The sequence below is a fragment of the Brevundimonas fontaquae genome, from assembly GCF_017086445.1.
Lineage (GTDB): Bacteria > Pseudomonadota > Alphaproteobacteria > Caulobacterales > Caulobacteraceae > Brevundimonas > Brevundimonas fontaquae.
Genome location: NZ_CP070968.1, coordinates 200,834 through 219,855, shown reverse-complemented (window position 1 = coordinate 219,855; position 19,022 = coordinate 200,834). Strand labels below are relative to the sequence as shown.

General features: G+C 67.5%; 16 protein-coding genes. 10 read left to right on the top strand and 6 right to left on the bottom strand.

Annotated features, from left to right (window positions below; all coding sequences use genetic code 11):
• Positions 1–132: 132 nt before the first annotated feature.
• Together JX001_RS01050 and JX001_RS01045 are read right to left on the bottom strand one after the other, a co-directional pair.
• Positions 133–516, bottom strand: coding sequence for a response regulator (locus JX001_RS01050; RefSeq protein ID WP_205681947.1), 384 nt, complete (start codon positions 514–516; stop codon positions 133–135).
• A gap of 19 nt (positions 517–535) precedes the next feature.
• The gene (locus JX001_RS01045; protein ID WP_205681946.1) at positions 536–3,670 is read right to left on the bottom strand and encodes a PAS domain-containing protein; all 3,135 of its coding nucleotides are present in this window, start codon (positions 3,668–3,670) and stop codon (positions 536–538) included.
• Positions 3,671–3,895: 225 nt separating this feature from the next.
• Between JX001_RS01045 and JX001_RS01040 the strand changes: the two genes are divergently transcribed.
• The 6 genes from JX001_RS01040 to JX001_RS01015 are packed head-to-tail and all read left to right on the top strand — an operon-like array spanning position 3,896 to position 9,999.
• Positions 3,896–4,324, top strand: a complete 429-nt coding sequence (locus JX001_RS01040) for a response regulator transcription factor (protein WP_205681945.1) — start codon at positions 3,896–3,898, stop codon at positions 4,322–4,324.
• On the top strand, positions 4,275–5,369 hold the full coding sequence (locus JX001_RS01035) for a YaiO family outer membrane beta-barrel protein (protein ID WP_205681944.1): 1,095 nt from the start codon (positions 4,275–4,277) through the stop codon (positions 5,367–5,369). Before JX001_RS01040 ends, JX001_RS01035 begins: the two co-directional genes overlap by 50 nt.
• The gene (locus JX001_RS01030; protein WP_205681943.1) at positions 5,369–6,424 is read left to right on the top strand and encodes a HEAT repeat domain-containing protein; all 1,056 of its coding nucleotides are present in this window, start codon (positions 5,369–5,371) and stop codon (positions 6,422–6,424) included. Before JX001_RS01035 ends, JX001_RS01030 begins: the two co-directional genes overlap by 1 nt.
• Positions 6,421–7,854, top strand: coding sequence for a glycosyltransferase family 2 protein (locus tag JX001_RS01025; RefSeq protein ID WP_205681942.1), 1,434 nt, complete (start codon positions 6,421–6,423; stop codon positions 7,852–7,854). Before JX001_RS01030 ends, JX001_RS01025 begins: the two co-directional genes overlap by 4 nt.
• Before the next feature lie 43 nt (positions 7,855–7,897).
• The gene (locus JX001_RS01020) at positions 7,898–8,326 is read left to right on the top strand and encodes a TadE/TadG family type IV pilus assembly protein (protein WP_205681941.1); all 429 of its coding nucleotides are present in this window, start codon (positions 7,898–7,900) and stop codon (positions 8,324–8,326) included.
• Positions 8,323–9,999 (top strand): TadG family pilus assembly protein, encoded by a 1,677-nt coding sequence (locus JX001_RS01015; protein ID WP_205681940.1) that lies wholly within the window; start codon positions 8,323–8,325, stop codon positions 9,997–9,999. The genes JX001_RS01020 and JX001_RS01015 overlap by 4 nt, the downstream gene beginning before the upstream one ends.
• A 14-nt stretch (positions 10,000–10,013) precedes the next feature.
• Here JX001_RS01015 and JX001_RS01010 read toward each other — a convergent pair whose 3' ends face one another.
• Positions 10,014–11,369 carry a M23 family metallopeptidase gene (locus JX001_RS01010; protein WP_205681939.1) on the bottom strand — a complete coding sequence of 452 codons (1,356 nt, stop codon included), beginning with the start codon at positions 11,367–11,369 and terminating at the stop codon, positions 10,014–10,016.
• Between the two features lie 318 nt (positions 11,370–11,687).
• Between JX001_RS01010 and JX001_RS01005 the strand changes: the two genes are divergently transcribed.
• From JX001_RS01005 to JX001_RS00995, 3 genes are all read left to right on the top strand, one after another.
• Complete coding sequence (locus tag JX001_RS01005) at positions 11,688–14,906, top strand: intermembrane phospholipid transport protein YdbH family protein (protein ID WP_241004700.1); 3,219 nt, start codon at positions 11,688–11,690, stop codon at positions 14,904–14,906.
• Between the two features lie 77 nt (positions 14,907–14,983).
• On the top strand, positions 14,984–15,172 hold the full coding sequence (locus tag JX001_RS01000) for a YnbE family lipoprotein (RefSeq protein WP_055754620.1): 189 nt from the start codon (positions 14,984–14,986) through the stop codon (positions 15,170–15,172).
• A gap of 33 nt (positions 15,173–15,205) precedes the next feature.
• Positions 15,206–15,565, top strand: a complete 360-nt coding sequence (locus JX001_RS00995; RefSeq protein ID WP_112862893.1) for a DUF1318 domain-containing protein — start codon at positions 15,206–15,208, stop codon at positions 15,563–15,565.
• A gap of 68 nt (positions 15,566–15,633) precedes the next feature.
• Here the strand turns inward: JX001_RS00995 and JX001_RS00990 are convergent, their stop codons facing one another.
• Entirely contained in the window at positions 15,634–16,764 is a 1,131-nt protein-coding gene (locus JX001_RS00990) for a DNA cytosine methyltransferase (RefSeq protein ID WP_205681938.1), read from the bottom strand.
• 78 nt (positions 16,765–16,842) lie between these two features.
• On the opposite strand from JX001_RS00990, the gene JX001_RS00985 reads away from it, so the two are divergent.
• Entirely contained in the window at positions 16,843–17,304 is a 462-nt protein-coding gene (locus JX001_RS00985) for a COG3650 family protein (protein ID WP_205681937.1), read from the top strand.
• A gap of 4 nt (positions 17,305–17,308) precedes the next feature.
• On the opposite strand, the gene JX001_RS00980 is transcribed toward JX001_RS00985, so the two are convergent.
• Both JX001_RS00980 and JX001_RS00975 read right to left on the bottom strand, forming a co-directional pair.
• Positions 17,309–18,088, bottom strand: coding sequence for a LytTR family DNA-binding domain-containing protein (locus JX001_RS00980; RefSeq protein WP_241004699.1), 780 nt, complete (start codon positions 18,086–18,088; stop codon positions 17,309–17,311).
• Positions 18,089–18,162: 74 nt separating this feature from the next.
• A complete protein-coding gene (locus tag JX001_RS00975) occupies positions 18,163–18,921 on the bottom strand; it encodes a TetR/AcrR family transcriptional regulator (protein WP_205681936.1) in 759 nt (252 codons plus the stop codon).
• Positions 18,922–19,022: the final 101 nt, after the last annotated feature.

Sequence of the window (19,022 nt, the reverse complement as noted above, 5' to 3'; positions counted from 1 at the left end):
TTGCGATGGCGGGTTGGCCGTCGAACACAAACATCAGTCCGTGCCACACCACCGGTGGTGCTCAGCCACGCCTTGGCCAAGCGCCTGCCCATCGGCGAAGAAGCCGGCGCAATATGACAGCGCGGGTCGGCCTTAGGCTTGCGCCTCCGACGCCCTTAGCCGGGCCAGGGCTTTCGACAGTTGGGCGTCGTCGAATGGCTTTTGCAGGGTGCACACGGCGCCGAAGGCGTCCGCGAGCTTCAGATAGAACTCGGAGCCGACCCGACCGCCGCCGCTGATCGCCAGAATCTTGGCTTTCGGATTCAAGCCGCGCGCGGTCTTGATGAAGTCGATCCCATCTCGCTCGGGCAGGATGATGTCGACGATGAACATGGCGTCCGGGTGCTCTGCCTGCAGCTTCAATGCGGCGTCCACGGAGGTCGATTGCAGGACGGTCTCGCCCTGCGCGTCCAACATATGTTTGATCTCGTTCATCCAGAACGGATCGTCCTCCAGCACGATCACCGGGACTTGCACGCACGCGCTCCTGCTCTTCTCATCGGCTCGCATCGCCGACAGGCAACCTCGATATGGCGCTTATCAAATTCTCGACGTCGCCAGCAACTGACGTCGCTTCGCCACTGCTGTCGGCGACCCGGCGGCAAGCCGCCTCCAGTTCGAAGGCTGCGTCGGAGACGGCGCCGAAGCCCAGGCTTCCGGCAGTCCCGGCGATCGAGTGGGACAGGGCGGCCAGTTTGGGATGATCTCCATCCTCGATCAACTGCCGCAGTTCCTCCGCGACGGTGTGAAGATGGGCGGTATAGCGGCGCGCGAGGGCGTCCATGGCGGGGTCTGCGGGCGCCGCCTGGGGCGCCGAAACAGCGGTTGCGTCTCTTCGGCTTGAGACTTTCGCCAGGCGTTCCACAAGACGCGCCATGTCTATGGGCTTGCCGAAATGATCGTCCATGCCGGCGGCCAGGCAGGCGGCCGCCTGTTCAGGCAGGACATTGGCCGTCAGCCCGATGATGGGCAACTTCGACGCCGCCCCGGGCATCTTGCGGATCGCGCGCGTGGCCGTCAGCCCGTCGGTGCCCGGCATCTGGACGTCCATGAGGATCACGTCCACGCTTGCGCCCGCGCTCAGGACCGCCAGGGCGGACTCGGCGGACGCATGGCTTTCGACACTGTGACCTGCGCGGCCAAGGCCGATTTCGACGAACTCCCGATTGATCTCGACGTCGTCGACGACCATGACACGCAGAGCGGCATTGTTGAGAGAGGCAGCGCCTTGCGCGGCCGTCACAGGCTTCTGATCGCTTTCGACCCAGGGCACGAGCAGGGTTGCGACCGTGCCTTGGCCCAAGACGCTGGTCAGGCTTATGTCGCCGTCCATCAGCCGCGCCAGCGACCGACTGATGGACAGCCCCAGCCCTGTTCCGCCGAACGTCCGGGCGACCGACTCATCGGCTTGAGAGAACCCTTCGAACACGCGGGACAGTTTGTCAGAAGCGATTCCGGGGCCGTTATCCTTGATGATGAAGCCTAGCCGCCCATCGACGCGCGCGACCCGCACGTCCACCGCACCCTGGCGCGTGAACTTGGCCGCGTTGCCGACGAGGTTGAGCAGGACCTGACGGATACGGGCCGGATCGCCGACATAGGCCGCTGCGACATCAGGGTCGACGGCGTGGGTGAAGACGAGGTCCGAGCTGGCGTTCGCCGCCCTGACCAGTTCGACGACTTCCGCGCTGAGCGCCGCCGGGCTGTATGGCACGCGTTCGACCGTCATCTTGCCCGCCTCGATCTTGGAGAAGTCGAGGATGTCGTTCACCACGTGCAGCAGCGCCTGGCCTGCGCCCTGGATGCGGGCGATGTAGTGGGCGCGTTCCTCCGCCGTCTGCGCGTCCGACAGCAGATCTGAGAAGCCGATGATTCCGTTCAGCGGCGTCCGGATTTCATGACTCATGTTGGAAAGAAACGCGCCCTTGGCCCGCGTCGCCTCATTGGCCGCCTCGGTCGCTTTCGCCAGTTCGACCTCGCGGGCATGCCGGTCGGTCACGTCACGGACGCTGTCGATGAACTCCAGGATCTGGCCGTCTTCGTCACGGGTGATGGAGGGCCGCGCCTCCAGCCATTTGATCGTGCCGTCCCGGTGTACGCCCCGGTATTCGACGGAGAATGGCCGCCCCGACGCCAGGCCCCGGCGCCAGTCCGACAGGACGCGCTCGAAATCATCCGGATGAACGACCAGCGACGTCGACTTGCCGATCAAGTCTTCCGGGTCATAGCCGAGGAGGGGTTTGATGGAGGGCGACAGATAGGTGAACACGCTGTCGGTGCCGAACCGAGCGATGACGTCGGATGAGTTGTCCGCGAGCAGCCGGTACAGCGTTTCCTGCTCACGCACTTTTTCCAGCATCTCGTGATCGCGTGTCACATCCTTGAACACGCCGAAGATCGTCTCGACCTCATTGGCGTCGTTCATCTGCATTTCGGCCATGGACCGCACGCGGATCAGCGAGCCGTCGGCCTTTTGCAGATCGGCTTCGAATGACCAGGCGGACTGGGTCTCGACGCCGACGCGAAGGGTTTCCGACACATGCTGACGATCGCCTTCCGGGTAGAACTGAAGCGCATCGCCCAGACGAGGGTTGAACTCCTCGGGCGTTACGCCGTGGATGCGATAGACTTCAGGCGACCAGTAAACATCTCCTGTCGACGGATTGAGGGTCCAGTAGCCGACCTGGCTCATGCGCTCGGCGAGCCGCGCTTGCTGGATCAGCAGACGCTCCTTGTGCGCGCGTCTGGCGAGCGACGCGCGGTGACGCTGGAGGCGCTCGATGAGGCGACGCTTTTCCGACGCCGCCGATCCGACCGTCAGAGCGGCCAGCGCATTGACCACCAGGAACCCCTGCAGGACCAGAAGCTGCTCCGAGACGTGACTGTCGACCAGACGCGTCGGACCGGTCCCGCCCAGAGTGAAGGCGAAGCCGACGGCGCCGACGATGAACAGGCCGATGGCCGCGCCGGCCAGACCGCGTCGATAGGCGACCAAAACCAGGACGGGCGGCACGAGAAACAGCACCGGATAACGCGACTGGGCGAAAACGCCGGCTGTTACCGCGCCGACCAGAACCAGGTCCGGCAGCATTGAGCCGACATTCCGGCGAAGATCCAATCTGGCCTGACGGTTCGACAGGGCCCAGATCATGGGCGTGAAGAACAGCAAGCCCAGTGTATGGGCGGCGAACCATACCGCCGCGCCATGCTCTCCCACATGCTTTCCGGTCAAAGCCAGGGCCATGATCGCTATGGCGGTCGACAGGGGCACGGCGATGAATGACCAGCCGATGAAGCGCAGCATCGATGATCGCCGGAACAGCCTTGTCCTCGACCGCCGATTAAGGGCAACGACCATGACGACGACTTCGATCACATTGGCCACTGCGAAAACGAGGGCGCGCAGGGACGGATCGCCGGCGATGAGATACGCGGCCAGATTGCCGACGAACATTGCGCCAAGCAGGCTTGGCCACCTGTTGCGCCGCGATTTCGAAGCTATGACGAAGAATAGGGCGTTAAGCGCCCATATGGCTGAAACAGGCCCCCCGAACCGGCCATGAACGATGGCGAAGGTCGTCAGCAAGCTCGCCAGCAGAGCAAGGCCGGCGAGGGTCAGCAGAAACTTCATACGATCTTTCGAAGGCACGCGGACAGTTGACGCCTGAATCATAGCCCCCTCACGACGAGTAGAACGCCACATTCGCGCCATGCGATTAATCTGCGGTCAATTCTCGCGGCGCCGCTTGCCTCGGCCGTCTCATTTCGCTTTGGACGTGTCCGTGCGAATTCGTGAACGGCTGATTCAGGAAGTTGGGATACAACCTTCTGACATCATCGAGAGAGTCGACCAGTGATGGCTGCCTACAGAATCCTGATTGCAGACGACGACGCCTTCCTGCGTGAGCTGCTCGTCCACAAGTTGTCGGCGGCCGGCTATATGGTGTTCCCGGCCGAGGACGGGGCGGCGGCCTTGTCCCAGGTTCGCGAGCTCCGGCCCGACCTCGCCATCCTGGACGGCATGATGCCGGTGGTCGACGGCTTCGAGGTGTTGAGGCGTCTGCGGGCCGATCCCGCAACGTCCGATGTGCCCGTTATCATGCTGACATCCTTGCGACGCGAGGAGGACATCGTGGGAGCGTTGAAACTTGGCGCGGCCGACTATCTGGTCAAGCCCTTTATCCCCGATGAGCTGATCGCACGCATCAGCCGTCTTCTTCCTGCGGACAGGTCTCATGCGAATGGTGACGGCGGCGACAGCCGCCCTGCTTCTGGCGTCGGCTGAGCCGGTCTTCGCGCAGGCGGAAAATCTCTATGACCGAGGAGTCTCTGCGCGTCTCGCCGGCCGCCATCAGGAGGCGGCGGACCTGTTCGATCGTGTGCTGTCGGAACAACCGCACAATGTCGATGCGCGACTGAACAGGGGGCTGTCCCTGCTGGCGCTCGGTCGTCTGAACGAGGCCCAAAAGACCTTCGACCAGGTGATCGCGGCGGCGCCAGACTATACCGACGCCTATATCGGACGCGCGCGCGTCGCCGTGGCGAAAGGCGACAAGGCGGCCGTCGATGCGGCCCTCGCCGACGCCGCGCGCACCGATCCCGGCAGGGCGGCGGAGATCGCTGCGGTCCGTTCCGAGATCCGGCAACAACCCGACGCCGTATGGCGGATGGACGTGCGCGTCTCCCACAGCGAGCTTTCCGGTTCGCTCCCGCCCTGGCGCGAGCAAGGCATCTCGGTCGCCCGGCGCTTTCAGGACGGCCGGACGCTTGAGCTGCTCGCCGAGCGCAGCGAGCGTTTCGGCGATGCTGACGTCTATCTCGAGGCAAGGCATTCCGCGCCTCTGGGCGACGGATCGGCCTATGTCGCCGTCGGCGGGGCCATCGATGCCGATCACCGTCCGCAGGCCGCGCTGAAGATCGGGGGGGCGAAACCCCTGACGCCCAACATCCAGATGATCGCGGACGCCGGCGTGGCGCAATACAGGGTCGGAACCGTCTCGACCGTGCAGCCAGGGCTTGAGGTTTCCGCGTTCGACCGCCGCCTTTCCGTTCAGGGGCGCTGGATCAACGTCTGGGATGAGCGCGGAGAGCATCGCGACGGATACGCCGTGCGCGGCCTTTGGGCCCTTGGACCGGCTGTGCGTCTAAGCGCGGGGTTCGCGGATGCGCCGGAATCGTCTGACGGCGCCACGGTCGATGTGAAGGCGCGAACCGTCGGCGCCGAGGTCGATATCGGTTCACGCCTGACCCTGCGCCTGTTCGGCACGCATGAGGATCGCGCCGCCTATGATCGCGACGCGGTCGACCTTGGCGTCGGGTTGCGCTTCTGATGACGGCCCTTCTCGGCCAGCTCTGGACGACGTCGCTGCTGCTGATGGCGGCGGCGCTGGCATGGATGAGCTGGCTGATCCTGAGCCGACTGTTTCGCGAACGGTCCCAGGCCAATCGCGCCGAGCGTCGCAAGTCGGTTTCGCGCGCCTATCTGCAGATCATGGGCGGCGATGCCGAGGGGGAAGCCCGTCTGCGCGACTATCAGCACCAGGCGCGACTGCTTGCAGAGTCCTTGCTGGAGGTGATGGGCCTCGTTAGGGGGGCGGAACGAGAACGCCTCGTGGCGGCGCTCACGCGTCTGCAGGTCGATGCGACGCTGCGTGATCGGTTGAATCGGGGCAGCCGCACCGGCAGGCTGGCGGCGGCCGAAGCTCTGGCCGCATTCCCATCGCAAGCCACAACAGCAGCCCTGTCATCGCTGTATATGGCCTCGCGGGACGGGGAGGTGCGGATCGCCGCCATTCGCAGTCTGATCGAAATCGACGCGGCGCCGTCCATCGAGGCGGTTGTCGTGGACCTGGAAAAGCGGGGGGAGACTGAATCCCTGCAATACCTTCCCATCCTCCGCCGTCTGGCCAGCGCCGATCCTGATGCGGCCCTCGCCGTCTTCAACAGCCCGGACCGGTCGCCGACCTTGCGGGCCGTCTTGGCCGAGGCGCTGGCCGGAAGCGGCGCCTATAGCTGTCTGCCCGCCCTGATCGACGCCACAAGCGATCCCAATGTCGCGCTCCGGCTCGCCGCCGTCAGAGGAATCGGTCAATTGGCGCATCCCGCTGCGTCGGCGGCCGTCGAGGCGGCTTTGCATGATCCCGCCTGGGACGTGCGCGCCGAAGCCTGCGCCACCGCCGCCAAACTGGGCGCCCGCGCATTGGCGCCGTCGCTGACGGCTTGCCTGAACGACGCCGAATGGTGGGTGCGGTTTCGCGCGACCGAGGCGCTGCAGACGCTGGGCCTACCGCTTCCCAAACCTGAACACTCCATCGGGCCGGTTCCCCTCGACCTGACGCCATCGAGGCTCCTGCCAGAGCCCGTTCTTGGCGTCGCCCCGTCATGAACGAGACGATCGAAGCCATCGCCGCGTTCGTGGCGCTGTTCGTGATCGCGGCGGGCTTGTTCCAGAACGTGATCTACATGCTGCAGCTCGTCCTTGCTGCGGCGTCGCTGATCGAGACCCCTTCGACCCCGGCGGTCGGCGTGCTCTGGCGCCGTTACGCCGAGGCCTCGCCGCCCATCGCCCTCTTGGCGCCGGCCTATAATGAAGCCCTGACCATCGTCGAAAGCGTGCGGTCGCTTCTGGCGCTGCAATATCCGAACTTCGAGATCGTCGTGATCAACGACGGCTCTGCGGACGAGACCTTGGCGGTTCTGATCGACGCCTTCGAGCTCGCGCCGATTGAGCGGGCCCACGATCTGAAGATCGGCCACCAACCGATCCGCGGCATATGGGGGACGCCGAGCCAGCCGCGGCTCGTCGTCGTGGACAAGCAGAATGGCGGCAAGGCCGACGCCTTGAACGCCGGTATCAATGTGGCGCGAGCCCCGATCGTCTGCTCGATGGACGCCGACTCCCTGCTCGAGCCTGACGCCCTGCTGCGGGCGGTGCGGCCATTCGTCGACGATCCGGTGCGGACCGTCGCCGTCGGAGGAACAGTGCGCATCGCCAATGGCTGCCGCATCGATCATGGGCGCGTCGTCGAGATCGGCCTGCCGACCAATCCGTTGGCGCTGTTGCAGACAGTCGAATATCTGCGGGCCTTCCTGATGGCTCGCCTGGCCTGGAGCCGGATCGGCACCCTGACGATCATCTCGGGCGCGTTCGGCCTGTTCCGCCGCTCCGCGGTGCTTGAGGTCGGGGGCTACACCCACGGCACGGTGGGTGAGGATATGGAGCTGGTCGTCAAGCTTCATCGGCTGATGCGATCGCAGAAGCGACCCTACCGCGTCGCCTTCATTCCCGAGCCCGTCTGCTGGACCGAAGCGCCGGAAAGCCTCAGCGTTCTGGGCCGTCAGCGGGCTCGCTGGCACCGCGGCGCGCTGGAGACCTTCCAGCGCCACGGCGACATGATGTGGCGACCGGGCTTCGGACGGGTCGGGGTCGTCGGCTTCGGGCACATCCTCTTTGTGGATGTCATCGGCCCTGTCATCGAGATGATCGGCTATATCCTGATCCCCGTGCTGTGGACGCTGGGGCTGCTGTCGGTGGAATATCTGCTGGCCTTCTTGGCTGTCAGCTTCACCTTCGGCGTCGTGATATCGGTCGGGGCGCTGGCCCTAGAAGAAAGCGAACTGCGGCGCTTCCCGAAGGTCCGCCACCTCGTCATCTTGGCGATCGTCGCCGTGGTGGAGAACTTCGGCTACCGCCAGATCAACAATCTGTGGCGCCTGCACGGGACTTGGCAGTTCCTGCGCAAGACCCAGTCCTGGGGCGCCATGACCCGAAAAGGCTTCAAACGCCTGCCTGCACCCGGCCACACGAACGCTTAACCGCGCCTGATATACAACCCATGCGAGCAATCGTGAGGTTGGCATGCGGACGTTCGGAACCATTCCTTCTGCAAGGCGACGCGGGCGCGAGGGCGTGGCGGCGGTGGAGTTTGCGTTGGTGGGGCCGATCCTGGTCCTGCTGCTGATCGGCATCGTCGTCTATGGCGGCTGGTTCTTGATGGCCCAGTCGGTTCAGGCCCTGGCGTCCGAGGGCGCGAGGGCGGCCATCGGGGGACTGGATGCGGCTGAGCGCGACGGCTTGGCCCGGCGCGAGGTGAACCACGCCGTTCAGGGCGTGGCCCTGAAGCCGGAACACACGACCATCGAGGTGACCGAGGATTCAGGACGTTTGCGGGTGGTCGTGGTCTATGACGCCAGCGACAGCCTGGTCATGGCGCTGGGTGGGATGTTGCCCCGTCCGCCCTCCGTTATTCGGCGTTCTGCGGTCATCCATGTAGGTGACCCTTCATGAACGCCCGCCTGCCTCGTCTGCTGGTCCAGTTCAGCGCTGAACGTCGTGGGGCGGTGGCGGTGATCGCGGCGGTCGCGGGCGGTCTGTTGTGTCTGTTCACGGCGGCGGTGATCGACCTGGGGGTTCTGGTTCTGCATACGCGTCGCGTCCAGGGCGCAGCCGATCTGGCGGCGCTGTCGGCGGTGCGAAATCTGGCGCAGGGAGAAGGTGCGGTCGCTCGCGCGGCCCTGGCGACGGTCGAGGCCAATGTCGCGCCCGACGTCTCGGTCACGGTGGCGACGGCCTTGGGGGTCTATTCGCCCGATCCGACCAAGGTGCGCAACGACCGGTTCGCGCCGGGCGGGGCGACGCCGAACGCCGCGCGGGTCGAGGTCGCCAGCCGCGCGCCGATGTTCTTCACCCATCTCTTGCTGGGGAGAGATCTGGTGCGCGTCACACGCCGCGCCACGGCGACGATCGGGGGAGAGACGCCGAAGGCCATGATCTCCATCGGCTCGCGGCTGGCGCGGCTGGACGACGGCGTGGCCAACCAACTGATCGGCGGCCTGACCGGGTCCAAGGTGTCGCTCAGCGTCATGGACTATCGTCGCCTGATCGATCTGGACATCAATCTGCTTGAGTTCACCGACGCCCTGGCGACCGATCTGGGCGTCCAAGTTGGCGACTATGACCGGCTTCTGGCGACCCAGGTCGACGCCGGCCGTGCGTTGAGGGTGCTGGAGCGGGTGGCGGGTGGCCAGGACGGCGGGGCGCTGGGCAAGCTGGCCTCGGCCTCGGTCGGAACGAAGGTCAGGCTGGGCGACCTGATCGGGTTGGAGGCGCGCGCGCCGGACGGGATCCGCGAGGGGCTGGACGCCTCGGTCTCGGCCATGGATCTGGTCATGGGCATGCTGGAGGTCGGGGGTGGGGATCGGCAGATCGCGCTGAACCTGGGCGTCCCGGCGGGCCTGGCCGATCTGAAGACCAGGCTGGCGATCGGCGAACGGCCGAATCGCTCGCCCTGGCTGACGGTGACGGCCGACGGCCAACCGATTATCCGCACAGCCCAGGCCCGGCTCTATGTGCGGGCCAGGACGGCGCAATCCCTGTCGGGTCTGGCGCGGGTTGAGCTGCCGATTCTGATCGAACTGGCGGCGTCCGAGGCGCGACTGAAGTCGCTGTCCTGCGATCCGGCGCGCGAGGTTGAGGTCGATGTGCGGCCGGGCCTGGCGCGCGCATCGATCGGTGTGGTGGACGAGGGCAGGCTGGGCGACTTCAAAAGCCCGTTGGCGCCTCAGCGCGCGACCCTGTTGTCGGTCCTGGGCCTGGTCAGCATTACCGGCAAGGCGGATGTCGAGGCGGCGGACGCCGGCTTCAGATCGCTCAGGTTCGACGCGGACGACATCGACAATCAGCGCGCCAAGACCATGGCCTCGCGCGGCTTCGCCAGCGGCGCGGTCGCCAGCCTGCTGGGGCGGTTGGACGTGGATGTGAACGTGATCGGCCTGGGCCTGGGGCTCGGCGACCTGACCAAGGCGTTAGGTCAGCTGCTGGAGCCGCTGGGGCCGGTGCTGGACGGCGCGCTCAATCCCGTGCTGGACCTTTTGGGCCTGAAGCTGGGCGAGGCCGATGTGACGGTGCACGGCCTGTCCTGCCCGGATCCGCGGCGCGCGACGCCGCGTCTGGTCGGCTGACGGCCTTTGCCGGATCAGACGCGGGCGGGCCGCAGACCTTCGGCAGAGGCCTGCTGCACGGCCGGGCGCTTTTGACCGCCCGAAGCGATGATGCGGTCGATGCGGGCCTTTTCGGCGCGGAAGGCGGTCAGGTCGGCGCCGGCCAATTCGGTGCCTTCCTGGGTGCGCACGCCGGCGGGATTGATCCGCTGGCCGCCGCGCCACAGCTCATAGTGAAGGTGCGGACCGGTCGAGGCGCCGGTCGAGCCGACGTAGGCGACGATCTGACCCTGGCTGACCCGCTGGCCGGCGCGGATGCCCGAGCCATAGCGCGACAGGTGGCCATAGCCGCTTTCCAGTCCGTTGTTGTGGCGGATGCGCAGCCAGTTGCCGTAACCGCCCCAGCGGCGCGCCTCGACCACCACGCCATCGGCGGGGGCCACGACCGGCGTGCCGGTTCCGGCGGCGAAGTCGATGCCCTGGTGCATCTTCTTGTAGCCCGAGATCGGGTGGGTGCGGAAGCCGAAGTTGGACGACACGCGGCGGAAGCTCTGCAGCGGCGTGCGCATCATGGCCGAGCGCAGGTTCTTGCCGTTCGAGTCGAAGAACTGGGCCTCCTTCGCGCCGGCGGGCTTGAAGCGGTAGAAGGTCACGCCGCGCAGTTCGGCGTACATCAGGTCGCCCACGTCAACCGTGCGGCCGGCCTCGGTCACTTCACGGTCGAAGACCATGGTGAACTCGTCTGTGGCGCGAATGTCGCGCTGCATGTCGAACTTGGTGGCGAACAGGCGGCTGGCCGAACGGACGATAGAGGCCGTGGCGCCCAGTTCACGCGCGCTGGCGGACAGGCTGCGCTCGACATCGCCCTTCAGGACGACCGTCTCGTGGGTGACCTTTTCTTCCAGCGAGCGCAGGCGCAGGGCGCCGTCGAAGCTGCGCGACACCGTCAGCTGCGACGCCGGGCCGGTGCGCATGGTCAGGCCGATCAGGCGGGCGTCGCCGCGGCCGTCGCGCGGCTTGGCGATGGCGGTCTCGAATTTCAGTCCGGCGCGCAGGTCGGCCAGGTCAAAGGCGTTGGCGACGGTGGCGGCGACCGCGCTGGCTTCTTCGGGGGCGACTCCCGTGCGGCGCACGGCCTGCTCGAAGGTTTCGCCGCGGCGGATCTGGACGTTGACGGCCTCGGGCGCCGTCATTCCGGCGGGCGCGTTCGCAGCGGCGAAGGCCTGGGCTTCCATGGCCGCCATCTGCGTCGAGGTCAGCGCGGGAACTTCTTCCGCCTGAGCGGGTTGATAGGCTCGACCGGCGAGCATCGCCACCGAGATTGCAGCTGCCGCCGTAAGCATGTGCGGCGCGAGCCGCGTCGGCTGGCGGCGTGGGTCGAACTGAGCCATCGGTCCCCGTCGTATTGCGACGCCTTCGGCGCCAAAGCTTTACTCGTTCTCGAAGATCGCGCCGTATCGCCCGTGGCGCGAAGGCGGTCCTATACCGTGCTTGTCTCATTTTGGAAAGCAGACCGTTACAAACGGTTAACGTGCGTCAGACAAAGCTCGACGGCGCAGGGATCTTGACCGGGCGATTCGCCGTTATCTGGCCCAGCTTGACCGGCAGGAAGCGGGCGCCGAAAGCCGACCGTCACGCTTTGATCTTGTGCTGAAGACAAGGATGACCAAGGTGGGCGGCCCGCTGTTTCAATCACGCGATCGATCCGTTTGACCGACACACCGTCCAAGCCCGAGCCAAAGCCAAAGCCAAAGCCGCAGGCTAAGACCAGTCGCGTCCTGCGCGCCGTCGCCGTTGGGGCTCTGATCCTGGCGCTGCTGGTCGGCGTGGTGGCGGCCCTGATCTATCTCAATCGCCGCGCGGTGGCGCGCAACGTCCTCGTCGGCTGGCTGGACCAGCGTGGGATCCCGGCCGATGTCGAGGTGGAGCGGATCGAGATCGACGGCTTCGTCGGCCGCATCCGCATCGGCGATCCGAAGAACCCGGATGTCGTGGTCGAGCGGGCCGAGGTCGATTACGCCGTCGCCCTGCCGTGGTCCAGGTCCGGCCTGGGCGTGACCCCCAGCCGCATTCGTCTGGTGCGACCGGTCGTCCGGGCCAGCTGGAAGGGCGGAAAGCTGTCGTTCGGCTCGCTGGACCCGCTGATCAAGGAGTTCACCGGCGGACCGCCGCGCCCGGATTCGCGCGGACCCCTGGTCATCGTCGAGGGCGGCCGCGGGCGGTTGAATACGGAATACGGGCCGGTCGATCTGCTGGCTGACGCCCGGATCGACGACGGCAAGCTGATGCGGCTGGCGGCGCGCCTGCCGAAGGCCGCGCTGAAGAGCGGCGAAACGGAGGCCCAAGGGCTGTCCGGCCTGCTGGACCTGATTACGACCGGCGACCGGATGGCGATCAAGCTGTCGGCCGCGGCCGACAGCTTCGCGACACCGGCCGCGCGAGGGCAGGGGGCTGCGCTGACCCTGACCGGCGATCTGCCCTATCCGGATCTGAAGACGCGGCGCGGCGACGGCCGGGCGGTTCTGGACGCCCGCCTGACGGGCGAGCGCCTGGGAACCCCGACGCTCAGCGCCCGCAGCGCCGATGTCGCCGCCCGGTTCGACGGCGTCGTCTCCGGCTGGATCGAAACCTTCCGGCTGGACGGCGATGTCACGACCGCGCTGAAGGCGACGGCCGTCGAGGGCGCGGACCTGCGCATCGCCGATGTCGCCGCGACGGCGACGCGCGGCAAGCTGATGGTGTCGCGCGACGACGCCGTGCGCTGGCGCGTGCAGGGGCCGCTGGCCCTGACCGCCGGTTCGGGACGGACGGGTCAGACGACAATCGGCGGATTGTCGTTGACGTCGCGCGACCTAGCCTTGGGCGGCAAGGATGTGGCCTTCGAGGCGACAGGCCCTTTGAGCGCGACCTTCGACCGTTTCGGTTTCGGCGACCTGGCGCTGAAGCGCGGCCGCGCCGACCTGGATCTGGACGTGGTCAGCGACGGCGGGGTTCAGATCGCGGCGAACGGATCGCTGCGCGCCGCCGACGGCGCCTGGCCCCTGTTCGGCGCGGTCGGTCCCGATGACATCGCCGAGTTGGCCGAGATGAAGCGTGCGCTGGGACGCTTCGCCCTGAACGCGCCCGCCATCCGCTTCGCCACGGGCGCGGCCGGCACGACCGTTTCCCTGTCGCGTCCCGTGACCCTGACGCCCGCCAACGGCGGCGTCCTGACGGTGGCCCAGGGTCAGGGCGGCGCCTATCAGGCCGAGCCGGGGCGGCTGGGCGGCGGGGCGCTGACCCTGACTGCAACGCGCGGCAAGGGCCTGCCGGAAATGTCCGTCGCGATCCCGAACTGGCGCCTGACCGAAGGCGGGTTCGAAGCGACGCTGGACGGTCGCGCCCGACTGGATTTCGATCTGGCGCGCGGCATCGACGCCCGGACGCGCGGCGTCCTGGCCCTGAACGCCGGCCGGCTGACCTATGCGACATCGGACTGCGTCGACCTGACCGTCGAGCGGCTGGAGTTGGACGAGAACGACGTCCATCAGGTCGCCGGCAAGCTGTGTCCCCAGGGCGGTCCGCTGTTGACGTCGAAGGACGGCGTCTGGCGCGTCGCGGGCGGCTTCGCCCAAGTCTCGGCCCAGGCGCCATTCCTCGGCATGCGGTTCGCCGACGCCTCGGGCCGTGTCACCGTCGATGGGACCAAGGCGGGCATCGGCCTGACTGCCAATGTGGCCGCCGCCCGCGTGATCGACGCCCTGACGCCGGAACGGTTCGAACCGCTTTCCGCGACAGGATCTGCGACGCTAGCCAACGAACGTTGGAGCGGCGCATTCGATCTGAAGGGCACGGGCGCGGCCGCCGCCTATGGTCTCGGCCGCCTGACCCTGGCGCACGATGGCCGCACCGGATCGGGCGGCATCGTCATCACCGCCCCGAACGTGACCTTCGCCGAGCATGGGCTTCAGCCGGCGATGCTCAGCCCGCTCGCCGCGGACTTCTTGCAGTCGCCGGTCGAGGGCGCCGTGAGCTTCGACGGGCGTTTCGACTGGACCAAGGACGCCGAACCGACCTCCAGCGGCCATCTGGTCACGCCAGGCCTGGATTTCGTCAGTCCGGTCGGGGCCGTGAAGGGCCTGCGCGGCGACATCGTCTTCAGCAGCCTGACGCCCCTGATCACCGCCCCGAACCAGAAGCTGACGGCCGACAGCCTTGCCGTCGGCACGGCGGTCACGGCGCTGGATGTGACCTTCTCGGTCAATGAGGCCGGGGTGCTGATCGACGGCGCACAGGTCGTCGCCGGCGGCGGGACCGTCTCGGTCGAGCCCTTCACCGTCCCGCTGGACGCGACCCAGCCCTACAGCGGCGTGATCGTGCTGGACCGGGTACAGCTGGGCGATATCGTCGCCGACACCGGCTTTGACGACAAGGTTCAGCTGGACGCCGTCGTCTCCGGCCGCCTGCCCTTCATCATGGACCCCAAGCGCGGCCTCAAGATCACCGCCGGCAAGCTGGAGGCGGTCCAGCCGGGCCGCCTGTCGATCAAGCGGGACGTCCTGACCGATGTCGCCGCCAGCGGCGGGGGCGGCGAGGTGTCGGAGAACGTCGTCGAGGACCTGGCCTATCAGGCGATGGAAAATCTGTCCTTCGACCAGCTCAGCGCCGATGTGAACAGCCTGGACGGCGGCCGTCTGGCGGTCCTGTTCCACATTCGCGGCCGTCACGATCCGCCCAAACGTCAGGAGCTTCGGCTGACGATCGGCGAACTGATCAGCCGCCAGTTCCTGAATCGCAAACTGCCGTTGCCGTCGAACACCCAGATCGATCTGACGCTGGACACGACCCTGAACGCCAACCAGCTGATCTCGGATCTGCTGGCCGTCAATCGCGCTCGCCAGGGTCAGCAGGATGCGACGCCCGCGCCCGTCCCGGCGTCTGCCGATTGAACTTCACCATTCAGCGCGCGTTCATTGGACGGCGTGCTATTAGAGACATCACCCTCGGCCGAACCGGAGCCCACGTCATGATCCACAAGCGCCAACTGGCCGGCCTCGGTTTTGGAGCCGTCGTCGTCGCCCTCGCGGCCTGCGCCCCGACCATCCGTCTTGAGGTCGCGCCGATCCAGATCTACGCCAAGCTGGACGCCGACGTGCGCGTTCGGCTGGACCAGGAGCTGCAGCAGCTGTTGCAGCAGAACCCCAACCTCTTCTGATTTCCCGCTTCTCTCTGAAAGGGACAGGCTGACATGACCTTCCGCAAACTCTTCGTCATCGGCGCCGCCGTTGCGGCTCTGGGCGTCGCGGGCGCCGCCCTCGCCCAGACCAGCGCCCAGAAGGCGCAGATAGACCAGGCCAAGGCCGCCGGCACCGTGGGTGAGCAGGCCGACGGTTATCTGGGCTTCCGCACCCCGACCTCGGACGCCAGCCTGCGCGCAGCCGTCGACGCCACCAACTCCGGCCGCCGCGCCGCCTACGCCCGCAGCGCCGCCGACGCGGGCACTTCGGCGGATGTCGCAGGGGCCCGGATGTTCGAGGCCCAACTGCTGCCCCGCATCTCCTCGGGCCAATGGTACCGCAACGCCCAGGGCCAGTGGGTCCAGCGCTAGGGCCACGCTTCTCCCACCCCTCGGGCGATGTCCCGGGGGGTGGTTTATCTTGGCGATCAGCGACGGCGTCAGGCGGCGGCGCGTCGATCCACCAGCGCCGGCAGCAACAGCCCGTCGGCCAGCGCTCTGACCACCGGCACGGCGACCGCATCGCCCATCAGCTTCAGCGCCGCGCTTTCGCTCGACGGCAACTGATAGTCGTCCGACACGCCCATCAGCCGCGCGGCCTCGCGCCCGGTTAGACGCCGAACTCGCGCCCGGCCTTGATCGCACACCACCACATATTGCCGCGACGAGCCGCCGGCCGGCGTGCGCAGGCATCCGGCCAGACCATCGAACCGGATTTCGAGCCGCTGAACCTTGCGGCCGTTCTCGATCCGCACTCGGCGATAGGCGGCGCCGACGCAACGCTGGCCAGACGCCAGGGCCGACGCGATCCGGGCGCGGTGCAGCGGCGCGGCCAGGGCCAGGATGGCGTCCGCATCATCCAGCCAGTTGACGGCGTCGTCCGGCTCCAGAATGGCCGCCAGGTCCAGATTGCGCTGCGACGGCGCAGGCAGCGACCACCAGGCCCAGGCGGCCTTCACCGCCTCGGGCAGGCGCGCGTGCGCGGCGATGAGACGCGCTGAATGGAAGGGCTGGGTCGGACCCGCCGCGCGCGGGGCTTCGCCCTGAATGGCCACCACGAACAGACGCGGCCGCGACTGGGGCAGCCAGTGGGCGGCGTCCATCTCCAGCGCGCCGACCGTATAGCCCGCCTCGACCATCGCCGTGCAGACGGCCGCGAAATCCCGACCCATTTCGGTTCTTGGCCCGGAAGTCAGCAGGCCGATGACGTTCTCCAGCACGATCACGCGCGGGCTGGGTCCCTCGGCCGCCAGCCCCTGCATCAGCAGCCAGAAGCCCCAGAAGGCGCCCGACCGCCCGGCCTCCAGCCCGCCGCGCGCGCCCGCCAGGCTGACGTCCTGACAGGGCGACGAGGCCCAGGCCAAGTCGGCCCGCCCCGGCAGATCTTCGGTGGTCAGGGTCCAGACATCACCCTGACGAAACGGGGTATGCGGATGATTGGCTCTAAAGGCGCGCGTCTTGGCCGCGTCCATGTCGTTGGCGAAGACGGTGTCGATGCCAGCGGCGGACAGCCCCAGCCCCGCCAGGCCGCCCCCGGCGAAGAACTCGAATGCGGTGGGGCGAATCGACATGGAACCAGCATAACCCAGCCGCGCCCCTTGACCGAGGGCGGCGGGGACCTCACCTGCGCCCGAACCAAAGGAGCCGTCATGCGCCTCATTCCGCTCGCCGCCGCCCCGCTTGTTATCGCCTTTGCCGGCCTCTCGCTCAGCGCCTGTTACGACCGCGAGGATTCCAAGCCCAAGCCGGCGCCGCAGCCGCAGGCCGCCGTCACCCTAAGCGGCGTCGATCTGGGCCAGCCGGTGCGGGCGCTGGGGACCGAACCTTTCTGGGGGGTGGAGATCACGCCGGACGCCCTGATCTACACCCGCGTCGATCAGCCGACCCAGCGCGCGCCGAACCATGGCGCGACGGTCCAGGGCACGGTCGCGACCTTCGCCAGCTCGACCAATCTGAACAAGGCGCTGAACGTCGTGCTGATCGCCACCGAATGTTCGGACGGCATGAGCGACCGCACCTATCCGCTGACGGCCAAGGTCGAGATCGGCGACGACGAGTTGACCGGCTGCGCCGCGCCTGCGTCGATGCTGACCACCCAGCCCGCGCCCTGAAGCGTCACCACCATTCGGCGTCGCGCAGCATCCGGGCGTAACGGCGGCTGACCGGCGCCGACAGACCGCCGTCCAGCGTCAGGGTCGCGCGGCCGTCGCCGCGTTCGACGGCGCGCACCGCCTCGCGCGCCACCCACCAGCTGCGGTGCGTCTGGGCGCCCTCCAGCCCCTCCAGTTCCTCCACCGCGTCCGACAGCCGCATCAGGATCAGGTCCGATCCCCGGTCGGTGTGGATGCGCAGATAGTGGTCCTCAGCCTGCACCGCCCGGATCGTCGCGCCTTTCAGCTTGATGGGCAGACGGTCCAGAAACCGAACCGGGCGGGCCGCTGTCTCAGGCGGCGCCGCATGGGTCTGGACCGGCACGGCCCGCCCCAAAAAGACGTTCAACGTCGTCACCGCCGTCGTGATGACCACGACGGGCACGATCAGCTGCGGCAGCACCGCCAGCGGATAGAGCTTCTGGGCGAAGAACAGTCCCGTCGCCGCCCAGACGATGACGCACAGCGGCCCGGTGATCACGACAACCATGACCGCGATGCTCAGCCATGGCCGCTCATCCGAATCCACAAACCGGCTGACCACGAGGCCGCACAGATGGCCCCACAGTCCGCCCAGCACCATGACCAGCACCCAATAGACGAGACGCAGGGGCAAGGATGCGCCCGCGCTGCCGAAGGCACCGGTGACCGCCAGAAACACGCCCCCTAGCGCGGCCACGATGAGCCCGCGCAGAAAGGTGCGGCGGCGGTCGGCGGCAGGGGGCGTCATGGCGGCTTTCGGCATCTGTCGGTCGGGCCTTGAGACCATGATTTTCGGCCGGGCGAAAGCTGGGCGTGCGCCGGCCCTAGCGTGAGCGATCAGCCTTGGCGTGCTGACAGACCCGCCACGGCCCTGAACCCGGCCGCCGCGAACCGGACCATATAGTCGCCGGCCGTGTCCAAATCCCCCGATCGCGCCCGCCCGTTCGAAAGCCGGTCAAGACGTCCCGTCTCGCCCAGCGTCAGGGTCAGGGCGCCCGATAGATTGTGATAGCCCCAGTACAGGTCGACCTCGCTGGCGCCGGGCAGCACCTTGGCGATCAGCTCGATCAGCCGGTGGATGGCCGGGTCGAAATAGCGCGCCATCGTCTCGCCGCCGAAACTGGGGTTAGCGTTGGTCTGTGCCACCAGGGCGGAATAATGTTTCCAGCCCGGTCCGCCCTTCAACGACCATTCGAACGGCGGCCGCAGGAAGGCTTCCAGCAAGCCCTCCAGCGTCATGTCGTCGCCCGCCGTCTCGGCATAGCGGTCGATTGCGGCGACGCGGTCGTCGTTCCAGACCTCGGCCCGGCGCAGGAAGACGGCGTCGAACAGCTCGCGCTTGGCGCCGAAATAGTAGTGGACCAGGGCCGTATCCACGCCCGCCTCGCGCGCCACCTCGCGGATGGTGACGCCGTAGAAGCCGTGTTTGGAAAACAGGTCCTCGGCCGCATCCAGGATCAGATCGCGCGTCTCGCCCGCCGCCTTGGCCTCGGTCTTGGGCGGGCGGCCGCGTCGCGCCGGCGCAGCGCCCGCCGCCTTGCGACGCGCGGCGGCGACGGGGCGGGGAAGGGGGGCGGCGGCGTCTGGCTTGCTCATCCGGCAAGGCTAGGCGCACGACCGCGGCGGTGCAACGGCGCCACGGTCGACGACCCAAGTGACGCTGCGTAAGTCCAGTGTTTGACAGACGGCCGAAACCG

Excerpts from the sequence above, each read along its gene's own strand:
- JX001_RS01045 (WP_205681946.1), bottom strand. The coding sequence starts at position 3,670 with ATGAAGTTTCTGCTGACCCTCGCCGGCCTTGCTCTGCTGGCGAGCTTG.
- JX001_RS01040 (WP_205681945.1), top strand. The coding sequence starts at position 3,896 with ATGGCTGCCTACAGAATCCTGATTGCAGACGACGACGCCTTCCTGCGT.
- JX001_RS01035 (WP_205681944.1), top strand. The coding sequence starts at position 4,275 with ATGCGAATGGTGACGGCGGCGACAGCCGCCCTGCTTCTGGCGTCGGCT.
- JX001_RS01030 (WP_205681943.1), top strand. The coding sequence starts at position 5,369 with ATGACGGCCCTTCTCGGCCAGCTCTGGACGACGTCGCTGCTGCTGATG.
- JX001_RS01025 (WP_205681942.1), top strand. The coding sequence starts at position 6,421 with ATGAACGAGACGATCGAAGCCATCGCCGCGTTCGTGGCGCTGTTCGTG.
- JX001_RS01020 (WP_205681941.1), top strand. The coding sequence starts at position 7,898 with ATGCGGACGTTCGGAACCATTCCTTCTGCAAGGCGACGCGGGCGCGAG.
- JX001_RS01015 (WP_205681940.1), top strand. The coding sequence starts at position 8,323 with ATGAACGCCCGCCTGCCTCGTCTGCTGGTCCAGTTCAGCGCTGAACGT.
- JX001_RS01010 (WP_205681939.1), bottom strand. The coding sequence starts at position 11,369 with ATGGCTCAGTTCGACCCACGCCGCCAGCCGACGCGGCTCGCGCCGCAC.
- JX001_RS01000 (WP_055754620.1), top strand. The coding sequence starts at position 14,984 with ATGATCCACAAGCGCCAACTGGCCGGCCTCGGTTTTGGAGCCGTCGTC.
- JX001_RS00995 (WP_112862893.1), top strand. The coding sequence starts at position 15,206 with ATGACCTTCCGCAAACTCTTCGTCATCGGCGCCGCCGTTGCGGCTCTG.
- JX001_RS00990 (WP_205681938.1), bottom strand. The coding sequence starts at position 16,764 with ATGTCGATTCGCCCCACCGCATTCGAGTTCTTCGCCGGGGGCGGCCTG.
- JX001_RS00985 (WP_205681937.1), top strand. The coding sequence starts at position 16,843 with ATGCGCCTCATTCCGCTCGCCGCCGCCCCGCTTGTTATCGCCTTTGCC.
- JX001_RS00980 (WP_241004699.1), bottom strand. The coding sequence starts at position 18,088 with ATGCCGAAAGCCGCCATGACGCCCCCTGCCGCCGACCGCCGCCGCACC.
- JX001_RS00975 (WP_205681936.1), bottom strand. The coding sequence starts at position 18,921 with ATGAGCAAGCCAGACGCCGCCGCCCCCCTTCCCCGCCCCGTCGCCGCC.